The sequence below is a fragment of the Photobacterium atrarenae genome, assembly GCF_024380015.1.
GTDB classification, from domain to species: Bacteria; Pseudomonadota; Gammaproteobacteria; order Enterobacterales; family Vibrionaceae; genus Photobacterium; species Photobacterium atrarenae.
In genome coordinates, this window is the sequence record NZ_CP101509.1 from 1 (window position 1) to 20,051 (window position 20,051).

Below are 20,051 nucleotides of genomic sequence, written 5' to 3' on the forward strand. Positions count from 1 at the left end.
ATGACAACAAAAACCATTTCATCGCTGCGAGTCAGCTTCCCGCTGATATTGGCCCTGCTCGTGACCGCCGTCATTGTCTGGTCAGGTATCAACCCAGCCTTTCCTCAGGTTTGGCTGGCAGAAATCATTCCGGTATTGCTCCTCTTTATACCCTTGCTGATCACGTATCGCCGTTTTCCGTTTTCTCATGCGGCGTACAGCTTAATGTCCGTCTGGCTGATCCTGCATACCATTGGGGCTCACTATACCTTTGCCAATGTTCCCTTCGACTGGTTTAACCAACACATCGACGCAGAGCGGAACCATTTCGACCGCTTCGCCCACTTCTCTATTGGGTTTTATGCATTTCCAATCGCAGAATTTCTGAGCCGTAAAAAGTACTGCAAGCCCTGGCTAGCAGCATTGTTTGGCCTGACATCAATAATGGCGGTAGCCGCTGGCTACGAAATCATTGAGTGGTGGTATGCAGAACTAGCCGGTGGAGATGCCGGGATTGAATTTCTCGGCAGCCAGGGCGATATCTGGGATGCGCAGAAAGATATGCTGGCCGATACCCTAGGGGCACTGGCCAGCTTAGTAGCCTTCGCCATACTCAAACCTTACCGGCATTTAACCGCAATAACGCATTAAAAACTCAGCAGAGTCTCGCATACAAAAAGCCCGTGCAGGGTCGCACGGGCTTTTGCTTTTTCGCTCGAGAACAAATTACAGATCTGGATACCCATTTGGATTTTGGGATTGCCAACGCCAGGTATCCGCAGTCATCTCTTCAACCGTCCGCGTCGCTTCCCAATGCAGTTCTGCTTTCGCCTTGCTCGGATCTGCCCAACATTCGGCAATGTCGCCAGGACGACGTGGCGCAATCTGATAGGCAACCTCAACCCCGGCAGCTTTTGAGAACGCCTCAACCATCTGCAGCACACTATAACCATTCCCGGTACCCAGGTTATAAACGTGTAAACCTGCCTCATGACCTTTGTGTTTCAGTGCTGCCAGATGGCCGTCCGCTAGATCTACCACATGGATATAATCACGAACGCCGGTGCCGTCAACTGTCGGATAGTCATTGCCATACACAGAGAGATATTCACGACGACCCACAGCAACCTGAGCAATAAATGGCATCAGGTTATTCGGGATCCCTTGTGGGTCTTCCCCCATTTCCCCCGACTGATGCGAGCCTACCGGGTTGAAATAACGCAATAGTGTGATGCTCATTTCAGGGTGTGCTTTCTGAATGTCCGCCAGGCACTCTTCAACCATCAGCTTACTGCGACCATACGGATTGGTGGCACTGGTCGGGAAGCTTTCCACGATCGGCACGGATGCCGGATCGCCGTATACGGTAGCCGAAGAGCTGAAAATCAGGCTGTTCACACCCGCAGCCTGCATGGCTTCAACCAATACAAGTGTGCCGTGAACATTGTTGTCGTAATAAGTCAGCGGCTTTTCAACCGATTCCCCGACGGCTTTCAAGCCGGCAAAATGAATGACGGATTCAACATCAGCCTTCGCTAGTACGTCATCCAAAAATGCACGATCGCGAATATCACCTTGGTAAAACTCAGGCTGAACCCCGGTCAGTTTCTCGATACGAGCCAATACAGACTTCTTGCTGTTATACAAGTTATCGATAATGACTGGCGTCATACCGGCTTCGATCAGCTGTACACAGGTATGGCTACCAATGTAACCCATTCCTCCAGTGACCAATACGCGCATGGGTCTCTCCCTGTTTGTCATCATAACTGTCAATTAATAGTAGAAAACCAATTGAATAAACGTGTCTCAAAACGCCATGCAACTAGGTTCTTTCATTGCCGCGTATTATGCCAGAGTTAAACACACGATAAAATGCCATACTGGCCCCACATCGGTGCATTGCTTTTCATGCCGTAAAAATAGCAACACTAAACAAGATAAACATATGTTTACCTTTACAGCCCGAAACGCTCACAAGGCTATGTTAAGATGCCCTGAAAGCCCGCAATCAAGTGACATTCCGATGAAAACAGACATCCTTTGCCAATGGAAATGCTTCTCTGTCGAGCAAACCACGCAAACCCTCCCCGACGGCCGTGAGGTTGAGTTCACCACCGTCAAGCATCCGGGAGCTGTGGTGATCTTACCGCTCACTGAAGATAGAGAACTGGTGATGGTTCATCAATACCGCCCGGCGATTGGTCGCTGGATCCTGGAATTTCCGGCCGGAACACTCGAACCGAATGAAGATATTCAAAGTTGTGCGAAGCGTGAATTGGCTGAAGAAGTACAGCTTGAAGCCGGACAATGGCACGATATGGGAGAGCTCCTGCCGGTGCCGGGGTTTTGTGACGAAGTCCAACACCTCTATCTGGCCAAAGCGCTGACGTCTTGCCCCGGAGACCCTGATGACGATGAAGTGATTGAAGTGGTAAAGCTCACACGTGCTGAATTTGAGCAAAAAGTTGCCAACAATACCATCCAGGATGCCAAAACGCTGGCAGCCTATTTCAAAGCACGTATGATGAACTTCATCTAAAAGCAGAACTCTCACACCGTATGATGGATAAGCTATTCACTTTTCTAAACAAACTGGTTGCCTATCTGGCAATGCTGATGTTTGTCGTTGGCGGCGGCCTGGCACTGTACGCCATGCTCTACGGCAACTAAACCTGAGCCAAATGAACCAAACCCGGCATCATGCTCTAGCTCTTATCGAGCATGATGCCGCTCCCCTTCCGAGCCATAACAGCTCTGCCCAGTCATTCACTACATTCTGATGCCGCCGTCCACTTCCAACACCCGGCCATTGATGTAGTCATTTTCAAAAATGAATTTGACAGTCTGGGCGATCTCGGACGCTTCCCCCATCCGCCCCACGGGGATCATCTGCTTCAAGCGTTCAATCGCTTCGGGCTTAAGCTGATCGGCCATCGCCGTCTGAACAACCCCCGGTGCCACGGCCGCAGCCCGAATGCCGTATCGTCCAAGCTCCTTTGCCCAACATACCGCCATAGTCGCTACCGCCGCTTTTGAAGCCGCGTAGTTCGTCTGTCCTATATTGCCGGCCCGTGCGACACTGGAAATATTAACAATCACCCCTGGCTGACCTGCCACGATCATCTGCTGTGCAGCCTCCCGTCCGCATAAAAACGTGCCCGTCACATTGACATCCATGACACGGGTAAACTGCTCCAGCGACATCTTACTCAGCTCGCCATTTTTGTATTTCACCAGCAGGCCATCACGTAGCACCCCGGCATTATTAACCAGGCCGTTCAGCTGGCCGAAGTCTTCCATCACGCGGCTGAAGACCTGTTCAACATCCGCCTCACAAGTCACATCCACCGGATAAATCATGGCTTTGGCACTCAGCATTTGACACTGCGCCTGCGTTTGCTTTAACCCTGCTTCATTCATATCAAGCAATGCCAAATCTGCACCGGCCTGAGCCAGAGTGACAGCAATCATCTGGCCGATCCCCTGCCCAGCCCCGGTAATCGCAATGACCGATTGATTTAAGTTCATCCTTTACTCCTCATATCCATTAGTCACGATTGCTGCTTATCACGGTAAAACGAGAACATACTGGAAAAGTCCAGCTCAGCATTGCCTTTGGCGTTGTGGAAGGCATAGAGGTTTCGCGCCAGGGAACCCAGCGGGATCGCCGACTGGCTCTGCTGCGCCGCTTCGAGGCCGAGTCCCAGATCTTTCAGCATCAGCTTGGTCATAAACCCTGGCTTATAACTGTTACTGGCCGGAGCCTGTGCCATCACGCCCGGGCATGGGTTATACAACTCCAACGCCCAGTTTCGCCCGGAGCTTTGCAGCATGATCTCCGACAACACCTGGGGATCTAAACCATTATCGATCCCAAGGCTCAGCGCTTCACAAGTGCCGGACATCAGGATCCCCAGCATCAGGTTATTGCAGATTTTCGCCATCTGGCCATCACCGGCCTGGCCGGCATGGAAGATATTTTTCCCGACATGTTGCAGAACTTGTTTCGCGTGTTCAAATCCCTGCTCGGTCCCGCCAACGATAAAAGTCAGCGTCCCGGCAACCGCCCCGGCCACGCCACCGGAGACCGGCGCATCGACAAACTCCAGTCCTTTTTTCGCGGCTTCCCCGGCCACCAGCCGCGCCGATGCCGGATCGATAGTCGATGAATCAATCAGTAAAGTCCCCTTGCTGACAAGATTCAGTAAGCCGACGCCGCCCTGATGGTCCCCCAGGTAAACCGCACGGACATGCTCTCCGGCAGGCAGCATGGTGATCACGGTATCCACCCCTTCGACAGCCTGTTCAAGCGAAGAAGCCACGACGGCACCGGCTTCTCCCAGTGCCTTAGCCGCCTCGATGTTCAGATCGTAAACCCGGACGTGGCAACCTGCTTTCAATAAGTTTTCAGCCATCGGGCTACCCATGTTGCCCAACCCGATAAACGCAATGGTATTCATGACAAATCTCCTGTGATGGCAGATGATTTCGACTTAACCACGAGGCTCACGGCCTAACAAAGCCAAAGGATGATCCTGCTCGGACCATAATGATGTAAACATGGTATCAATCAACGTTGGTTCTACGTCGTCGATACTCGGATAGCGCCAGTTGGGCTGGCCGGTTTTCTCAATCAGCCGGGCCCGAACGCCTTCCTGAAACTCCCCCAACAGCCCACAACGCACTGAAAGAGACAACTCCAGTCGAAAACATTCAGCCAGGGAGAGCTGTTTGTATTCTGTGCTCTGTCTGAAACAGAGATGAGCCGTGATCGGACTCCCTTCCTTCAGCGTTTTCTTCGCTTGTTCAATCCAGCGCCCTAAACCATCAATCGCGTGGATTTGCTGGCATACCACTGACAAGTCCGTATTCAGGCAGGCCGTCTGAATTTGCGCAAAATACGGGATCAACTGACTGGCTGGATGATCAGCATCGGCGCGCGCACTTAATTCAGCCAACAGTGTGCTGACTTGCTCATGATGCTGCGTCGCTCCTTGCCATGAGATACCCTGTAACTTCTCCAGCAAAAGCGTCTTGTCCTCCGACAGCAACACATGCTCTGCCAACGCCAAATCCAACGCATCGCTGGCGTTCAAAGGCGCACCGGTTAAGCCAAGGAACAAACCGATGCCGGATGGCAGACGATTCAGGAACCAGGTTCCCCCGACATCCGGATATAAACCAATACTGATTTCCGGCATCGCAAGCCGTGTACTTGGCGTCGTCACCCGGTGACTGGCACCAACGTACAAGCCAATACCGCCCCCCATCACGATGCCTTTCCCCCACGCGATAATGGGCTTACGGTAGCAATGGATCAGATAATCACAGCTGTACTCCACTGCAAAATATTCCGTCAGAAACTGCTGCGCGGAATCATCAGATTTACCGGCGTCTGACCACGATTTCATGCAGTGATACATGGTTCGCACATCACCACCAGCACAGAAGGCTTTTTCGCCCGCGCCATGCAGAAACACACAGGCAATGCTCTCATCCTGCTCCCATACCTCCAGCTGGCTTTTGAGTTGCTTTAACATCTCCAGCGTCAGGGCATTCAGCGAGCCCGGGTTATCCAGCTCTGCAACGCCGATTTTGTATCCGCCGCTGTGACACGCCAGTTCCTGAAAATTCACTTTGCCTGCCATAGGCTCCCCTATCTTTTACCTAATCCGCGTTTTATTGAATCAGCATCTATTGCCAGATCCGCTGACATGGGGGATGCATCTTGCTCCTTCACCAAGCACTTTATCTTGCACCGGGCAAAGCATCCCCGCGCCACCCTTTCAGTTCAAGCAGTAACAACGCCGTATTACTGGTTTTTCCACTGCGGCGGACGTTTGTCGAGAAATGCCCGGACGCCCTCGGCCTGATCGTCGGTATCAAAGAGCTGGACAAACAATTCACGTTCTCTCATCAACCCGTGCTGATGAGTCGCGACACGGCAGTTTTGGATCAGTTGCTTACAAGCAGTGACGGACGATGGCGATTGATTGGCGACCAAAGCCGCCATCGCCATCGCGGCTTCCAGGCTTTGCCCTGCCGGAACCACCTGCTCAACCAGCCCAATGTCTAATCCCTGCTGCGCCCCCACGCGCTCTCCACACAGGATCATGCGTTTGGCCCAACCTTCACCAACCAGCCAGGTGAGATTCTGGGTGCCACCGGCACAAGGTAATAAGCCGACTTTCGCCTCCGGTAGCGCGAGTTCCGCCTGTTGCTCTGCGATGCGAATATCGCACGCCAGGGCCACTTCCAGCCCACCGCCCATCGCATACCCGTTAATCGCGGCAATGGAGACGCCCCGAAATGCTGACAGCGCTTCAAAGGCTACACCAAACCGATGGGCCATCTCAACCGCAACGGCTTTGTCCCCACTGGCAAACAGATTCAGATCGGCCCCAGCGGAGAAAAACTTCTCTCCTTGTCCGGTCAGTACCAGTGCGTACACCGCTTTGTTGTCATTCAGGCGTTCAACCGTGTGTTTCAGCGCTTCGAGGCTCTGCGCCGTCCAGGTATTGGCCGGCGGGTTATTCATTGTCAGTACAGCTGTGTGTTCATGGATCTCGACCGACAGTAAATCCTGCGAGACCTGCTCTTGGTGACTCATATCAGCTCCTGTTTCTTGCTCATCCATTGAAGTTCTGTTAACTGAAGCAATTTGTACTCCCAAGCCCGGATGATCTCGAGCTCAGGATTCCTTCAGCGACGGATCACAACAGCGCGGCTTCATTCTGGATCAGGCGTCGTGCGATAATCAACCGCATGATCTCATTGGTGCCTTCCAAAATTTGATGGACCCGCACGTCGCGGAAATGCCGCTCCACCGGATACTCCTTGATATACCCGTAACCACCGAACAACTGCAGCGCCTGATCACAGATCCGGAATCCGACATCGGTCGCAAAACGCTTCGACATGGCACAGTACGCGGTAGCATCCGGATCCTGACGATCCAGCTTACTGGCCGCATAACGCACCAATTGCCTTGCCGCGACCAGCTCAGTCGCCATATCCGCCAGCTTGAACTGGACCGATTGGAACTTCGCCAGGGACTGACCAAACTGCTGGCGCTCGGCGATATACTGCCGGGCTTCCTGCAGTGCCTGCTCAGCCGTCCCCACCGAGCAGGTCGCAATATTGATGCGACCGCCATCCAGACCTTTCATGGCAAATTTGAAGCCTTCGCCTTCTGCTCCCAAACGATGGGAGGCTGGCACTTCAACATTGTCGAACGTCACGGCCCGGGTCGGCTGGCTGTTCCAGCCCATCTTCGGCTCTTTACGCCCGAAACTGATGCCTTCGGCATTGGCCGGGACAATAAAGGCAGAAATTCCGCGCGCGCCCGGCTCATCACTGGTCCGGGCCATCACCACCAGCACATCGGTATCCCCGGCCCCGGAAATAAAGGCCTTAGCACCGCTGATCCGATAATGGTCCCGGTGCAAAACCGCACGGGTCGACAAGGACGCAGCATCCGAACCGGCATTCGCTTCCGTCAGGCAGTAGGAACCCAGCCATTCCCCGGTCAGCAGCTTCGGGCAATACATCGCTTTGGCTTCATCGGTGGCAAAGCTGGCAATCATCCAGCTCACCATGTTGTGAATGGTCATGTACGCCGTGGTCGACGTACAGCCCATCGCCAGTTGTTCGAAAATGATCGACGCGTCCAAGCGGCTCAGTCCGAGCCCGCCTTCCTGTTCCGGTACATACAGGCTCAGAAAACCCAGCTCCCCGGCCTGACGCAGCACGTCTTTTGGGAAAAACTGCTGCTCATCCCATTCAGCGGCCATGGGGGCCAACTGTTCTGCGGCAAACTGAGCAGCGGTTTCAGCAAATGCCCGCTGTTCTTCGTTTAACTCAAAATCCATCAGCTTCTCCTTCAGCCTTGTCTCAACGCAGATGAATCGTCAGATTCGGTCCGGTCGGGATATCATCCTCGAACCAGCGCGCGGTCACGGTTTTGGTTTCGGTATAGAAGCGGATCGCCTGCTTGCCATACGCATGCAGATCGCCATAGAAGCTGCCCCGCCAACCGGTAAATGAGAAGAACGGTAGTGGTACCGGAATAGGGACATTGATCCCGACCTGTCCCACTTGGATTTCATGCTGATACTTCCGGGCCGCGGCACCACAGGCGGTAAAAATCGATGTACCGTTACCGTATGGATTGTTATTCACCAGTTCGATCGCTTCTTCCAGCGAGTCCACTTCCACGCAAATCAGCACCGGACCGAAGATCTCTTCCTGGTAGATCGACATCTCAGGACTGACGCCGCTAAATAACGTCGGACCAACCCAGTTGCCGTCCGGATATCCTGCGACTTCACAGTGACTCCCATCAAGCTCGCACACCGCGCCCTGGGCTTTCCCTTCCTCGATCAAACCCAGCACCCGGTTCTTGGCCTGCGGACTAATCAGCGGCCCATAACCGGCTTCAGTATCATCCCAGGCCCCTGGATGCACTTTCGCCAGTGCTTCTTTTAGATCCGAGATCCATTCTTTGGCGCCATCCACCAGCACAGCAACCGAGATAGCCATACAGCGCTGTCCGGCGGCACCCACGGATGAACCCACCAGGTTATTGATCACCTGCGCTTTATTCGCATCCGGCATCACCACCATGTGGTTCTTGGCTCCGGCAAAGGCCTGCACCCGTTTCAGGTGATGGGTCCCGGTTTGGTAGATATGACGGGCAACCGGGACGGAGCCGACAAAAGACACGGTACGGATTGTCGGGTGCTTCAGCAGATAATCCACCTGCTCTTTCTGACCGTGGACAATTTGCAGCACATCTTTGGGTGCCCCGGCTTCGATAAACAACTCAGCCAGACGCATGGCCGTCAGCGGCACCTGATCCGAGGGTTTAAGGACGAAGGTATTTCCCGCAGCAATGGCCATCGGGAACATCCACAACGGGATCATAGCCGGAAAATTGAACGGCGTGATCCCGGAGCAAACGCCGAGCGGCTGGATCATCGAGTAAGTATCGATATTGGTGGCCACGTTCTCGACCGTTTCCCCCATCATCAAACTGGAAATATTGGCGGCTTGTTCAACCACTTCGATCCCGCGCCAGACATCGCCTTTGGCATCGGCGAAGATTTTCCCGGTTTCGCTGGACAGCAGCTCAGCTAACTCATCATGATGGGTTTTCAGCAAATGCTGATAACTGAGCATCAGCCTTGCTCGCTCTGGTACCGGCACTTCTTTCCAGGTCTGGAAAGCAGCAGCCGCACTTTCGATCGCTTCCTCGATTTCATCTTCTGTCGCACAAGGCAACTTGGCGATCACGCTGTTGTCTGCCGGATTCGTGACATCAATCCATTGAAGAGACTGCGATTGACGAAACTCACCGTCAATCAGGAGTGGTACATGTTGGATCATGGTGGCTCCTTGGGTGCGAACACCCCTTAATTTGTCTTTCACCATTTCGGGCAGTACGGCAGGTTGCCCGGACGCGTTAGAGCGGTACTTCGACCGCGATTGCCGTTGCTTCACCACCACCAATACATAAGGCAGCTACACCTTTGAGCGAACGGACTTCTGTTGATGCATGAGAGGGCGTTGACGAACGAGATGACGTTGATTGACCCGGCTGACGGGCCTGTTGTTTGAGGGCATGGATCAACGTCACCAGGATCCGGGCGCCGCTGGCACCAATGGGATGCCCCAATGCGCATGCCCCACCGTGAATATTGACCTTCTCCGCATCCAGCCCCAGTTCACGGACCGCAATTTGCGTTACCACAGCAAAGGCTTCATTGATTTCCCACAGATCGACCTCATCCGCAGCCCACGACAAATCCATCAATAACTGACGGATCGCATCAACTGGGGCAACCGTGAATTCTGCCGGTTTGCGGGCATGGGTCGCGTGGCCGCGAATAATCGCCAACGGCGTAAAGCCATAATGGCGGGCGACCTCTTCGCTCATCACTAACAAGGCAGCCGCCCCATCGGAAATGGCGCTGGAACTGGCCGCCGTGACCGAACCATCTTCGGCAAACACCGGCTTCAGAGTACTGATTTTATCGAGATCGATTTCCCCCGGATGCTCATCATGATCAAACACGGCAACACCGCGACGATTCTCAACCTGAACCGGGATCATTTCTTCGGCGAACGCTTGCTGTTGTTGCGCCGCCAGGGCCCGTTGGACCGACATCCGGGCCCAGTCATCCATCTGCTCGCGGCTAAAATCGTATTTCTCCGCCACCTGCTGGGCATACACGCCCATCAAATGACCTTCATAGGCATCTTGCAACCCGTCCAAGAACATATGATCGTGCAAGGTGGTATGGCCCAACCGCGCACCGCGACGGGCATCCTTTTGCAAATAAGGCGCATTGGTCATACTTTCCATACCGCCGGCGACAACTGCCCGAGCACTGCCTGCTCGAATTAAATCATGGGCCAGCATGACCGACTTCATCCCCGAGCCGCACACTTTGTTAATCGTGGTACAGCCAACAGAATCCGGGATCCCAGCGGCCAGCGCCGCCTGTCTGGCCGGGGCCTGACCACAGCCGGCCGGCAGTACACACCCCATCAACACCTCATCGATTTGAGAAGACTCCAGCCCGGATTTTTCCAACACTCCCTGAATAGCAAACCGCCCCAGTTCAGTGGAAGATAACGAGGAAAACTGGCCCTGGAAGCTGCCCAACGGGGTACGGCGAGCAGCAACAATCCACACATTTTTCTCCATAACTTCACCCTTTGTGAAAGCCACATTGATTGACAGCAACTGAGCAACCACAAATGCCGATGATTGCCATCTCATTTCCTTGACGTTTTCGTAAGCATAGCACTAACATTTACGTAAACGTTAAGAAACAAATAAATCACAACTGTAATTTTTCATGGCACTGATACGTAAAGTATTCTTGCCGAGCGTCATAACAGGCAATGGATAAAGTGACAGGAAATTTCTGTGTTCCCGCTTGTTGTTCGTCCAGCCCCGAGCCTGAAGGAGACATCAAGGTGGAGACTTTCAAGATCAGCGAACTTGCCAAGGAATTTGATATCACGACCCGCAGTATCCGGTTTTACGAGGATGTCGGTCTGTTGCACCCGGGCAGAAACGGCAACACCCGGATCTATAAACGACGGGACAAGATCAGGCTCAAACTGATCCTGAGAGGCAAACGGCTGGGCTTTTCCCTGGCTGAAATTCGAGAGCTGTTCGAGCTGTATGACACCAACCAGAGCCATGCTCAGCTACATGAAATGCTCCGTATCATTGACGATAAGCAGGCCATGCTCCAACGCCAGATCCGTGATATCGACGCGGTCATGCAAGAGCTGGAACTGGCCAAAGCTCGCTGCGAGCAGGCCCTGAACAACACGGAAACACAATAGCGACGCCGCAACCAGGCGTCACAGAAATTCATCGCAACTTGGTTAACCCGGAGATGTTATGAAAGATCTGTTTACCCCACTCAACTTTGGCCTTGGCGAAACACTGGATATGCTTCGCGCGCAGGTCAATCACTTTGCCGCAGAAACCATTGCCCCTCTGGCGGGAAAAATCGACCTGGACAACCAATTTCCCAACCAGCTGTGGCCTGTGCTCGGTGAAATGGGCTTACTCGGTGTCACCGTTGATGAAACATACGGGGGTGCCGGTATGGGTTATCTTGCTCACGTGATAGCCATGGAAGAAATTAGCCGCGCTTCTGCTTCAGTTGGTCTCAGCTACGGCGCTCATTCCAATCTCTGCGTGAACCAGATTTTCCGCAATGGGAATCCGGCGCAACGCGCCAAATACCTGCCGGGACTCATTGCAGGCACCCAAATCGGGGCGCTGGCCATGAGCGAACCCAATGCTGGTTCCGACGTGGTCAGCATGCAACTCAAAGCCGAGCGTCAGGGCGATCACTTTATCCTCAACGGCAACAAGATGTGGATCACCAACGGTCCGGATGCCCATGTGTTCGTGGTATACGCCAAAACCGAGCCCAAAGGGGGCTCGCGCGGGATCTCAGCCTTCATTATCGAGCGGGACTTCCCAGGCTTCAGCCATGCCCAGAAACTCGACAAGCTGGGAATGCGCGGCTCCAACACGTGTGAGCTGGTGTTCGAGAACTGCCGGGTTCCGGCGGAAAACCTGCTCGGAGAGCTCAACCGCGGGGTGGAAGTGCTGATGAGCGGACTGGATTACGAACGTGTGGTCCTGGCTGCAGGACCGCTTGGGATCATGCGCGCCTGTCTGGATCTGGTGCTGCCCTACATTCATGACCGCAAACAATTTGGCCAGTCGATTGGGGAGTTTCAGTTAGTCCAGGCGAAAATCGCCGACATGTATACCCGAACCAATGCCGCGCGCGCGTATGTCTATGCCGTCGCCGCTGCCTGTGACCGGGGCGAAACCACCCGCAAAGATGCTGCCGGGGTGATCCTCTACAGCGCCGAGCTGGCAACCCAGCTTGCCCTCGACACTATTCAGCTCCTCGGCGGTAACGGCTATATCAACGAGTTCCCGGCGGGTCGCCTGTTGCGCGATGCCAAGCTCTATGAAATTGGCGCCGGGACTTCGGAAATCCGCCGGATGCTGATCGGCCGCGAACTGTTTCAGGAATCCTGCTAGCAGCATCTGTTCAACCACACATGAAGGAAACAAGGATGGCAATACTACAAAGCCGGGTTCATCCCAATGAATCCCAGTTTCTTGAAAACCAACAAAGCATGGCTGTACTGGTCGATGAGCTGCATACGCGGGTTCATCAGGTGGTTCAGGGCGGTGGCGAGAAAGCCCAGGCGCATCAGCGGGCCAAGGGAAAATTACCGGTTAGGGAGCGGATTGATGCCGTTTTGGACAACAACAGCGCGTTCCTGGAAATCGGGCAATTTGCGGCCTGGGATGTCTATGACGACAAGATTCCCTGCGCCGGGGTAGTCGCCGGGATCGGCACCGTCGAAGGCATCGAGTGCATGATCATCGCCAACGACCCATCCGTGAAAGGCGGCACCTATTATCCGCTGACGGTGAAAAAGCACCTTCGCGCCCAGGAAATCGCCGAACGTTGTCACCTGCCCTGCCTGTACCTGGTCGACTCCGGTGGTGCCAACCTGCCCCATCAGGCCGAGGTATTCCCGGACAAGGATCACTTCGGGCGCATTTTCTTCAACCAGGCCCGGATGTCGGCCAAGGGGATCCCGCAAATTGCCGTAGTCCTCGGCCTGTGTACCGCCGGGGGCGCCTATGTCCCGGCGATGGCCGATGTGTCGATTATCGTCAAGCAGCAAGGTACGATTTTTCTTGCCGGGCCGCCGCTGGTCAAAGCTGCCACCGGTGAAGAAGTGACAGCGGAAGAGCTCGGCGGCGCGGAAGTCCATTGCAAAACATCCGGGGTTGCCGACTATCTTGCCCAGGACGAACACCATGCCCTGCAACTGGCGCGACAGGCCGTCGCCAGCAGCCATTTAGCGCCCCAGCCTGCTCCGGCTGACCCCATCCGCCCGCCCCGCTATCCGCAGGAAGAACTTTATGGGATCACCGGCACCGATTTGCGCAAACCAATTGATATTAAAGAGATCATTGCCCGACTGGTCGATGACTCAGATTTCGATGAGTTTAAGGCGTTATATGGTGAAACGCTGGTGTGCGGTTTCGCCAAGCTGCACGGCCACCCCATAGGCATTGTGGCTAATAACGGCATTCTGTTTTCGGAATCGGCACAAAAAGGCGCGCATTTCATCGAGCTCTGTGCCAAACGTAAAGTCCCGTTGCTGTTTCTGCAGAACATCACCGGCTTTATGGTGGGGAAAAAGTATGAATCCGAAGGGATTGCCAAGCACGGGGCCAAAATGGTGATGGCCGTCGCCTGTGCCGACGTGCCGAAATTTACCGTGATCGTCGGCGGCTCATACGGCGCAGGGAACTATGGCATGTGCGGACGGGCCTACGATCCAACCATGATCTGGATGTGGCCCAATGCCCGCATCTCCGTGATGGGTGGCGAGCAGGCCGCTGGAGTTATGGCCCAGGTCACCCGGGATATCAAAGCCCGTAAAGGGGAATCCTGGTCTGATGCGGAAGAAGCGCAGTTCAAGCAGCCGATCCGGGAATTATACGAAGCACAGGGTTCTCCCTATTATGCCAGTGCCCGGCTCTGGGATGACGGCATTATCGACCCCTGCCAGACCCGTGACGTGGTCGGTCTGGCTCTGACGGCGGCCTTGCGCGCACCGGTTTCCGACAGTCAGTTCGGTATTTTCCGGATGTGACCCATCAGCGTAAGCGAGAGGAGAACACCATGAAGCAGCAACAGGAAACGAACCAGGCTCGCGATCGGGATCCCGGACACCTGCACTGCACACCGGATGCTGAGGTGCAATGCACTATTTCAGAGCTGGGTGTAGCAACCCTGACCTTAAACCGGATCAATAAACACAATGCATTCAATGCCGAGATTATTCAGAGTCTGCTCGGCTATTTGCGTAAGCTCAAGCATCAGCCCGGCCTGCGAGTTCTGGTTCTGGCAGCCAACGGCAAGCACTTCTCCGCCGGCGCAGATCTGGAATGGATGATGTCGATGGCGGCGCACAGCGTCAAAGAAAACCGGGCTGATGCGCTCGAGCTGGCCAGCTTGCTGTATGAGTTGGACACCTTCCCGGCACCAACCATTGCCCAGATTCAGGGCAGCGCCTTTGGCGGAGCGCTGGGGCTCATTTGTTGCTGTGATATCGCGATTGCCAGCCCCGATGCCCGATTCTGCCTGAGTGAAGTCCGAATCGGGTTATTGCCGGCAACCATCGGCCCGTATGTCTGCCGGGCTATCGGGCAACGTCAGGCGCGCCGCTATATGCTGACCGCCGAGTTCATGGACGCAACGACCGCGCAGCAACTAGGATTGCTGCATGAGATCTCAGAGCAACCGGAGACCCGGGTCGAAACATTGGTTGCCCTGCTGCTTGAGAACAGTCCGCAGTCACTGGCGCAAACCAAGCTGCTCTGCCAACTCTGTGATCAGCATGAAATCAATCCGGCGCTGATGAAAAAAACCAGCCAGTTGATCGCAGATATTCGCGTATCCCCCGAAGGCCAGGAAGGACTGGCCGCCTTTTTTGCCCGGCGACCACCGGCATGGAGCCCACGCTATGAATAAGTTTACGGATAAAACTGTTGTTTCCCTGAGCAAGGACGCGTCCTTTGAGTCCTCCGATCCTCAAATGATCGCCACAGCCAGCCGCAAGGTATCCCGGCTATTGGTGGCAAACCGGGGAGAAATCGCCTGTCGGATTATGAAAACCGCGCATGCCATGGGGATTGAAACCATTGCAGTCTACTCAGAGGCCGACCGACACGCTAAGCATGTTCACCTGGCTGATCACGCGGTGCTCATCGGCCCGGCGCCAGCCCAAGCCTCCTACCTGGATGTCTCCCGGATTGTCGCGGCTGCCACCGCACTGAATGCTGATGCCATTCACCCCGGTTACGGCTTTCTGTCCGAAAATGCTGAACTGGCACGAGCCTGCGAAAAAAACAACCTGATTTTTATCGGCCCCCCGGTCAAGGCCATGCTGGCCATGAGCTCCAAATCGGAAGCGAAAAGTATTATGGCGCGCGCCCAAGTCCCGCTCCTGCCCGGTTATCACGGCGAGGACAACCATCTGAATGTGCTCGTTAAATCCGCAGCGGATATCGGCTACCCGGTGCTGGTCAAAGCGGCACTGGGTGGCGGCGGTAAAGGAATGCGCATTGTTGAGCATGCGGATGCGCTGCCGGAAGCGATCCGCAGCGCCAAACGGGAAGCACAGTCCGCTTTTGGCGACGATCTGGTTCTGATTGAAAAATACCTTACCAACCCACGCCATATCGAAGTTCAGGTGTTTGCCGATATGGACGGCAATACTGTCTATCTATCTGATCGAGACTGTTCTATTCAGCGTCGGCATCAGAAAATTGTCGAAGAAGCCCCGGCACCGAACCTGCCGAAACGCTTACGCTCGGCAATGGGTGAAGCCGCCGTCAATGCTGCCAAGGCCATCGGCTACGTGGGGGCCGGAACCGTCGAGTTTCTGCTTGATGCACAAGGCAACTTCTACTTCATGGAGATGAACACCCGACTTCAGGTCGAGCACCCGGTCACAGAGCTCATCACAGGGCAAGATTTAGTCCAGTGGCAAATCCTTGTGGCCGAAGGCAAACCGCTGCCCCTACAACAAAATGAAATCGTGCACCAGGGCCATGCCATTGAAGTCCGGATTTACGCCGAAGACCCGACCCAGGACTTCCTGCCCTCTTCCGGCGTCCTGACTTATCTGCATGAGCCGGAGCAAAGCGATCCCTCTGTATCGGGAAACGTTCAGATCCGGGTCGATTCCGGGGTCCGCCAGGGTGACAGCGTCACCTCTCACTATGATCCGATGCTGGCCAAACTCATCGTCTGGTCTCCCGACAGAGCTGGCACTATTCACCAACTCTCAAAAGCACTGGCAGATTACCGGATGATTGGGCTGGCGACGAACATCGGTTACCTACAACAGGTTCTCAATCACCCCGTGTTCATCCAAGCCGCGATGACAACCCACTTTATTCAGGATCATCAAACAGATCTAAGCGGCGACAATGTACCAGCCGTGCATTTCCAGCCGTCTCAACAAAATGCGCAGGTCGTTCGTGTGCCAATCACCGCGTTATTCGCGGCAGTTTCAGCGATCAATTCAACCCCGCCAGTCAGCCACTGGCGGCTGAATCAGCGTCCCTTCCGCATCGTTCCGGTCCACTCACTTCAGGGAGAGACCTACCTGTTTCGATTTGAAATCGAACGGGCCGATCCGACACTCAGTGCGCAAACCAGCCAGGCACTCTGTTTAACTGAGATCACGATTAACGATGATAAATTTTCACTCGAACCCGATGCCAATCACATGCATTTGAGGGCGAGCAGTTCACAAGATGACGAGCAATTGTATGAACTTGAGCTGCAGGCGCAGCGATACCGCTTTGCGCAAATTCACCGTGACACCAGAACTCATATCTTCTATCAGCGCTGGCACACACCGTACCTGACAGGACACGATATCGAGCGGGAGCAATCGCACGAAGATCAGGCGCAGCAGGCCATTGCCCCGCTCAACGGTATTGTCACCGCCCTCCATTGCCAAGCCGGAGATATCGTCGAAAAAGATCAACCGCTGCTGGTGATCGAAGCGATGAAAATGGAATATACCGTCCAAGCCCCGTATTCGGGTACTGTCTCGACGGTGTTGTATGCGGTCGGCGATCAGGTGGCGCATGGCGACCTGTTGGTTGAACTCACAGAATAGGAGTCCTGCGCATGAGCACGCTACCTAAAGCTGTCCGGATCGTTGAAGTCGGCGCCCGGGATGGCTTGCAGAATGAAGCAAACATCAGCACAGAAACCAAAATTCGTTTCATTGAGCAGCTCTCGCAAACCGGGCTGACCCATATTGAGTCCGGCGCCTTTGTCTCACCGAAATGGGTGCCACAAATGGCGGATTCCAGCGAAGTAATGAGCCGAATCGAGCGCCGCTCGGGAGTAGTTTATTCGGCGCTCATTCCGAACCAGAGAGGACTTGAGTTGGCCTTGCAAGCCGGCGCCAATCAAGTTGCCATTTTTACATCCGCTTCTGAGGGATTCAGCCAACGCAATATCAACTGCTCGATTGCCGACAGCCTCAAGCGGTTTGAGCCCGTGATGGCCCTGGCTAATACACATGGTATCCCGGTGCGGGGCTATCTCTCCTGTGTTGCTGACTGCCCGTACGATGGACCGACCGCACCGGAGCAGGTTGCCCGGGTCGCACGCGAGCTGAGTGAACTCGGTTGTTACGAGGTGTCTCTGGGAGATACCATCGGCACCGGGACCCCGCTGCGTATTGCCGCAATGTTAAATCAGGTTGGCAACACCGTTCCCCTGACCCGGCTGGCGGTTCACTTTCATGATACCTGGGGGCAGGCGCTGGCAAATATCTATCAGGCACTTTGCATGGGCATCACCACCATCGACAGCAGCACCGCCGGCCTGGGGGGCTGCCCCTACGCCAAAGGTGCCAGCGGGAATGTTGCCACGGAGGATGTTCTCTACCTGTGCCAGGGGCTGGGCATTGACACCGGGGTCAATTTGCAGCAAGTTGCGGCAGCTGGTTGGGAAGTTTGCCGCGATCTGGGCAAACAGCCGGCTTCTAAAACATCTCTGGCATTGATGGCAAAATCACACCATGCCTGACATCGCCAAAGAAAAAAGACGACAGTTACTTCGATCAAGGCAACCATCGTCAAGGCTTTAAGGAGAGAAAGATTTTACCGAGTGGGCTTTTCGCCCACTTATGCTTAGGATCGTAAAACGCGTTGCTCGGCTTCCAGTTCATTGACAGCACGCCAAATCTTCTGCTCCCTGGCCTGGCGTTTTTCCAGTTGACCGGCAATGCCCTCAACTCTTAATTTATCCAGCGGGCCGATATACTGCTCAGCGTAGCCATCAAACAGTTTTCTGAACTCCTCAACAGTGGGTAAACAATTGTGCTCCTGTTCAAAGTCTTCAAATATACCAGTGACGGTTAATGATATATCCCGCTTGATTCCATCAAAATCTGAACTTTCCATCATCCTACTCCATCAGTCACCCGTCTTAAATCATGTACTCAACTGTACAGATTCCCGAATCAACTAAAGTGTAGTTGATATTTTTTTATCTAATAAATTTTTACTATTGACAGCTGGTAACAAAAACTTTCATTTAAAGGCGTAAAAATATCAATGGCGTCCAATATCAAAAAGATATCCTGCAAACCAGCAACAGGAAAAAGTATATTTATTAGAATAACCTCTCATTTTCAAACTCAGTGATTTCACCTGGCCCATTGTATTCATGCGCTACAATTAATGTTGAACAAGCAATGACATCAATGCTTTAACCGATGACAGCTTTAGCAGGTGAAAATGTGTGGTTTCAAAATTCACTTTCCAGGCTCATTCCACTGCCGATATTACAACAGACCCAACGTCGAATTCATTCAGGTATCAGGCTGCAAAAAACACTTGATGCTCAGGTCGTCGTTTTTTCTTTAACTTTATCCTGCCCTATCTGGGCTGCCCCCATCGCGACTGAGACCCCGTCTCAATCAGCCCATGCCGATAAAAACCTCCCGGATAATGAATCGTCTGACTGGGTCGACTGGCTTGATGATACCCAAGTATCAATTGCGGGCACAGTTCATGACTATAGTAGCAATATCGATCACTATATTGGCAAGGAAGACGGCGAAGACCCGCTCGACAATCAAAGTTACCTCCGGCTCCGGCAGCGTCTTCGTTACGGGCACCGCGAGTACCTTGACGGCGATACCAATATCTACTTCAGGCTGGATTTGCCTCACACAGAAAAGAACTGGAAATTGATTTTTGATACCGACCCGGATGATTTCGATCGACTTGAAGATAAAGAACGTGGGATCAGTAACCGCAGTGATGACGGCTTAGGCCGTGCTGTCGGTGGAGTTCGGTTGGAAGGGAGGAAGCTGGGATCATGGAAGCCTAACTTTGATATCGGCTTGAAACTCAAACTACCACTGGATCCATTTACCCGGGCCGATATTCAGAGAGTCGATCAAATTAGCCGTCACTGGACCAGTCGGTTGAAACAGGAGGTTTTCTATTATCACACCAAAGGCCCCGGGGTTGTCACTACAATTGATTTTTACTTTGCTCAAGAACCTGACATTTCAACTTTATTAAAATTAAGTACAAACCTACAATACCTGGATACAGATAATAACTGGGAATATGTTCAGCAAGTGCAAATGCTGGATCGCATCAGTCATAACAGCCTGATGACGTACTCCCTTGGTATCAGCGCAGACTCAAGGCCGACCTATGCCATTACCAACGCTTGGGTTACGGCCAGCTGGAAGCATCGCTTCTATAAAAACTGGGCCTATTTAACCATTACACCTGAGCTGAATTTTCAGGACGAATTTAGCTATAAAATTAATCCGGGGATCATGTTAGAGCTGGCGTTATACTTCAGCGCTAAGAGAAAAATCGATCACATCAAGCAAACAATTCCTGTCCCTGAATAACCATTGAATGCGGCGGG

19 protein-coding genes are annotated in these 20,051 nt (G+C 53.7%); 10 read left to right on the forward strand and 9 right to left on the reverse strand.

Annotated elements, in window-relative coordinates; all coding sequences use genetic code 11:
* Positions 1-630: a DUF2238 domain-containing protein gene (locus NNL38_RS16110; RefSeq protein ID WP_255391449.1), complete on the forward strand. Its 630-nt coding sequence runs from the start codon at positions 1-3 to the stop codon at positions 628-630.
* A 75-nt stretch (positions 631-705) separates the two neighbouring features.
* Here NNL38_RS16110 and galE read toward each other — a convergent pair whose 3' ends face one another.
* Complete coding sequence (gene galE / locus NNL38_RS16115; protein ID WP_255391450.1) at positions 706-1,722, reverse strand: UDP-glucose 4-epimerase GalE; 1,017 nt, start codon at positions 1,720-1,722, stop codon at positions 706-708.
* A 283-nt stretch (positions 1,723-2,005) separates the two neighbouring features.
* Between galE and NNL38_RS16120 the strand changes: the two genes are divergently transcribed.
* Complete coding sequence (locus tag NNL38_RS16120; RefSeq protein ID WP_255391451.1) at positions 2,006-2,521, forward strand: NUDIX hydrolase; 516 nt, start codon at positions 2,006-2,008, stop codon at positions 2,519-2,521.
* A 20-nt stretch (positions 2,522-2,541) separates the two neighbouring features.
* Positions 2,542-2,652, forward strand: coding sequence for a 3-ketoacyl-ACP reductase (locus NNL38_RS16125; RefSeq protein WP_255391452.1), 111 nt, complete (start codon positions 2,542-2,544; stop codon positions 2,650-2,652).
* 99 nt (positions 2,653-2,751) lie between these two features.
* On the opposite strand, the gene NNL38_RS16130 is transcribed toward NNL38_RS16125, so the two are convergent.
* The 7 genes from NNL38_RS16130 to NNL38_RS16160 form a co-directional block, all read right to left on the reverse strand.
* Positions 2,752-3,510 carry an SDR family oxidoreductase gene (locus NNL38_RS16130; RefSeq protein WP_255391453.1) on the reverse strand — a complete coding sequence of 253 codons (759 nt, stop codon included), beginning with the start codon at positions 3,508-3,510 and terminating at the stop codon, positions 2,752-2,754.
* 23 nt (positions 3,511-3,533) lie between these two features.
* Entirely contained in the window at positions 3,534-4,442 is a 909-nt protein-coding gene (gene mmsB, locus NNL38_RS16135) for a 3-hydroxyisobutyrate dehydrogenase (RefSeq protein WP_255391454.1), read from the reverse strand.
* Positions 4,443-4,475: 33 nt separating this feature from the next.
* A complete protein-coding gene (locus tag NNL38_RS16140; protein WP_255391455.1) occupies positions 4,476-5,630 on the reverse strand; it encodes an enoyl-CoA hydratase/isomerase family protein in 1,155 nt (384 codons plus the stop codon).
* A gap of 164 nt (positions 5,631-5,794) precedes the next feature.
* Positions 5,795-6,592: an enoyl-CoA hydratase gene (locus NNL38_RS16145; protein WP_255391456.1), complete on the reverse strand. Its 798-nt coding sequence runs from the start codon at positions 6,590-6,592 to the stop codon at positions 5,795-5,797.
* A 103-nt stretch (positions 6,593-6,695) separates the two neighbouring features.
* The gene (locus NNL38_RS16150) at positions 6,696-7,853 is read right to left on the reverse strand and encodes an acyl-CoA dehydrogenase family protein (protein ID WP_255391457.1); all 1,158 of its coding nucleotides are present in this window, start codon (positions 7,851-7,853) and stop codon (positions 6,696-6,698) included.
* Positions 7,854-7,875: 22 nt separating this feature from the next.
* Complete coding sequence (locus tag NNL38_RS16155) at positions 7,876-9,369, reverse strand: CoA-acylating methylmalonate-semialdehyde dehydrogenase (protein ID WP_255391458.1); 1,494 nt, start codon at positions 9,367-9,369, stop codon at positions 7,876-7,878.
* Positions 9,370-9,445: 76 nt separating this feature from the next.
* Complete coding sequence (locus NNL38_RS16160) at positions 9,446-10,693, reverse strand: thiolase family protein (RefSeq protein ID WP_255391459.1); 1,248 nt, start codon at positions 10,691-10,693, stop codon at positions 9,446-9,448.
* Positions 10,694-10,968: 275 nt separating this feature from the next.
* Here NNL38_RS16160 and NNL38_RS16165 point away from each other — a divergent pair, with 275 nt between their 5' ends.
* The 6 genes from NNL38_RS16165 (at position 10,969) to NNL38_RS16195 (ending at position 18,182) form a co-directional block, all read left to right on the forward strand.
* Positions 10,969-11,346, forward strand: a complete 378-nt coding sequence (locus NNL38_RS16165) for a MerR family transcriptional regulator (RefSeq protein ID WP_255391460.1) — start codon at positions 10,969-10,971, stop codon at positions 11,344-11,346.
* A 58-nt stretch (positions 11,347-11,404) separates the two neighbouring features.
* Positions 11,405-12,574, forward strand: a complete 1,170-nt coding sequence (locus NNL38_RS16170) for an isovaleryl-CoA dehydrogenase (RefSeq protein WP_255391461.1) — start codon at positions 11,405-11,407, stop codon at positions 12,572-12,574.
* 35 nt (positions 12,575-12,609) lie between these two features.
* Complete coding sequence (locus NNL38_RS16175; protein ID WP_255391462.1) at positions 12,610-14,214, forward strand: carboxyl transferase domain-containing protein; 1,605 nt, start codon at positions 12,610-12,612, stop codon at positions 14,212-14,214.
* A gap of 29 nt (positions 14,215-14,243) precedes the next feature.
* Complete coding sequence (locus NNL38_RS16180) at positions 14,244-15,095, forward strand: enoyl-CoA hydratase-related protein (protein WP_255391463.1); 852 nt, start codon at positions 14,244-14,246, stop codon at positions 15,093-15,095.
* Positions 15,096-15,159: 64 nt separating this feature from the next.
* Entirely contained in the window at positions 15,160-17,259 is a 2,100-nt protein-coding gene (locus tag NNL38_RS24745) for an acetyl/propionyl/methylcrotonyl-CoA carboxylase subunit alpha (protein WP_439651432.1), read from the forward strand.
* A gap of 11 nt (positions 17,260-17,270) precedes the next feature.
* Complete coding sequence (locus tag NNL38_RS16195) at positions 17,271-18,182, forward strand: hydroxymethylglutaryl-CoA lyase (RefSeq protein ID WP_255391464.1); 912 nt, start codon at positions 17,271-17,273, stop codon at positions 18,180-18,182.
* A gap of 104 nt (positions 18,183-18,286) precedes the next feature.
* Here the strand turns inward: NNL38_RS16195 and NNL38_RS16200 are convergent, their stop codons facing one another.
* Positions 18,287-18,562 carry a hypothetical protein gene (locus NNL38_RS16200; protein ID WP_255391465.1) on the reverse strand — a complete coding sequence of 92 codons (276 nt, stop codon included), beginning with the start codon at positions 18,560-18,562 and terminating at the stop codon, positions 18,287-18,289.
* 311 nt (positions 18,563-18,873) lie between these two features.
* Here NNL38_RS16200 and NNL38_RS16205 point away from each other — a divergent pair, with 311 nt between their 5' ends.
* A complete protein-coding gene (locus NNL38_RS16205; protein ID WP_255391467.1) occupies positions 18,874-20,034 on the forward strand; it encodes a hypothetical protein in 1,161 nt (386 codons plus the stop codon).
* Positions 20,035-20,051 lie beyond the last annotated feature (17 nt).

Excerpts from the sequence above, each read along its gene's own strand:
- NNL38_RS16110 (WP_255391449.1), top strand. The coding sequence starts at position 1 with ATGACAACAAAAACCATTTCATCGCTGCGAGTCAGCTTCCCGCTGATA.
- galE (WP_255391450.1), bottom strand. The coding sequence starts at position 1,722 with ATGCGCGTATTGGTCACTGGAGGAATGGGTTACATTGGTAGCCATACC.
- NNL38_RS16120 (WP_255391451.1), top strand. The coding sequence starts at position 2,006 with ATGAAAACAGACATCCTTTGCCAATGGAAATGCTTCTCTGTCGAGCAA.
- NNL38_RS16125 (WP_255391452.1), top strand. The coding sequence starts at position 2,542 with ATGATGGATAAGCTATTCACTTTTCTAAACAAACTGGTTGCCTATCTG.
- NNL38_RS16130 (WP_255391453.1), bottom strand. The coding sequence starts at position 3,510 with ATGAACTTAAATCAATCGGTCATTGCGATTACCGGGGCTGGGCAGGGG.
- mmsB (WP_255391454.1), bottom strand. The coding sequence starts at position 4,442 with ATGAATACCATTGCGTTTATCGGGTTGGGCAACATGGGTAGCCCGATG.
- NNL38_RS16140 (WP_255391455.1), bottom strand. The coding sequence starts at position 5,630 with ATGGCAGGCAAAGTGAATTTTCAGGAACTGGCGTGTCACAGCGGCGGA.
- NNL38_RS16145 (WP_255391456.1), bottom strand. The coding sequence starts at position 6,592 with ATGAGTCACCAAGAGCAGGTCTCGCAGGATTTACTGTCGGTCGAGATC.
- NNL38_RS16150 (WP_255391457.1), bottom strand. The coding sequence starts at position 7,853 with ATGGATTTTGAGTTAAACGAAGAACAGCGGGCATTTGCTGAAACCGCT.
- NNL38_RS16155 (WP_255391458.1), bottom strand. The coding sequence starts at position 9,369 with ATGATCCAACATGTACCACTCCTGATTGACGGTGAGTTTCGTCAATCG.
- NNL38_RS16160 (WP_255391459.1), bottom strand. The coding sequence starts at position 10,693 with ATGGAGAAAAATGTGTGGATTGTTGCTGCTCGCCGTACCCCGTTGGGC.
- NNL38_RS16170 (WP_255391461.1), top strand. The coding sequence starts at position 11,405 with ATGAAAGATCTGTTTACCCCACTCAACTTTGGCCTTGGCGAAACACTG.
- NNL38_RS16175 (WP_255391462.1), top strand. The coding sequence starts at position 12,610 with ATGGCAATACTACAAAGCCGGGTTCATCCCAATGAATCCCAGTTTCTT.
- NNL38_RS16180 (WP_255391463.1), top strand. The coding sequence starts at position 14,244 with ATGAAGCAGCAACAGGAAACGAACCAGGCTCGCGATCGGGATCCCGGA.
- NNL38_RS24745 (WP_439651432.1), top strand. The coding sequence starts at position 15,160 with ATGATCGCCACAGCCAGCCGCAAGGTATCCCGGCTATTGGTGGCAAAC.
- NNL38_RS16195 (WP_255391464.1), top strand. The coding sequence starts at position 17,271 with ATGAGCACGCTACCTAAAGCTGTCCGGATCGTTGAAGTCGGCGCCCGG.
- NNL38_RS16200 (WP_255391465.1), bottom strand. The coding sequence starts at position 18,562 with ATGATGGAAAGTTCAGATTTTGATGGAATCAAGCGGGATATATCATTA.
- NNL38_RS16205 (WP_255391467.1), top strand. The coding sequence starts at position 18,874 with ATGACAGCTTTAGCAGGTGAAAATGTGTGGTTTCAAAATTCACTTTCC.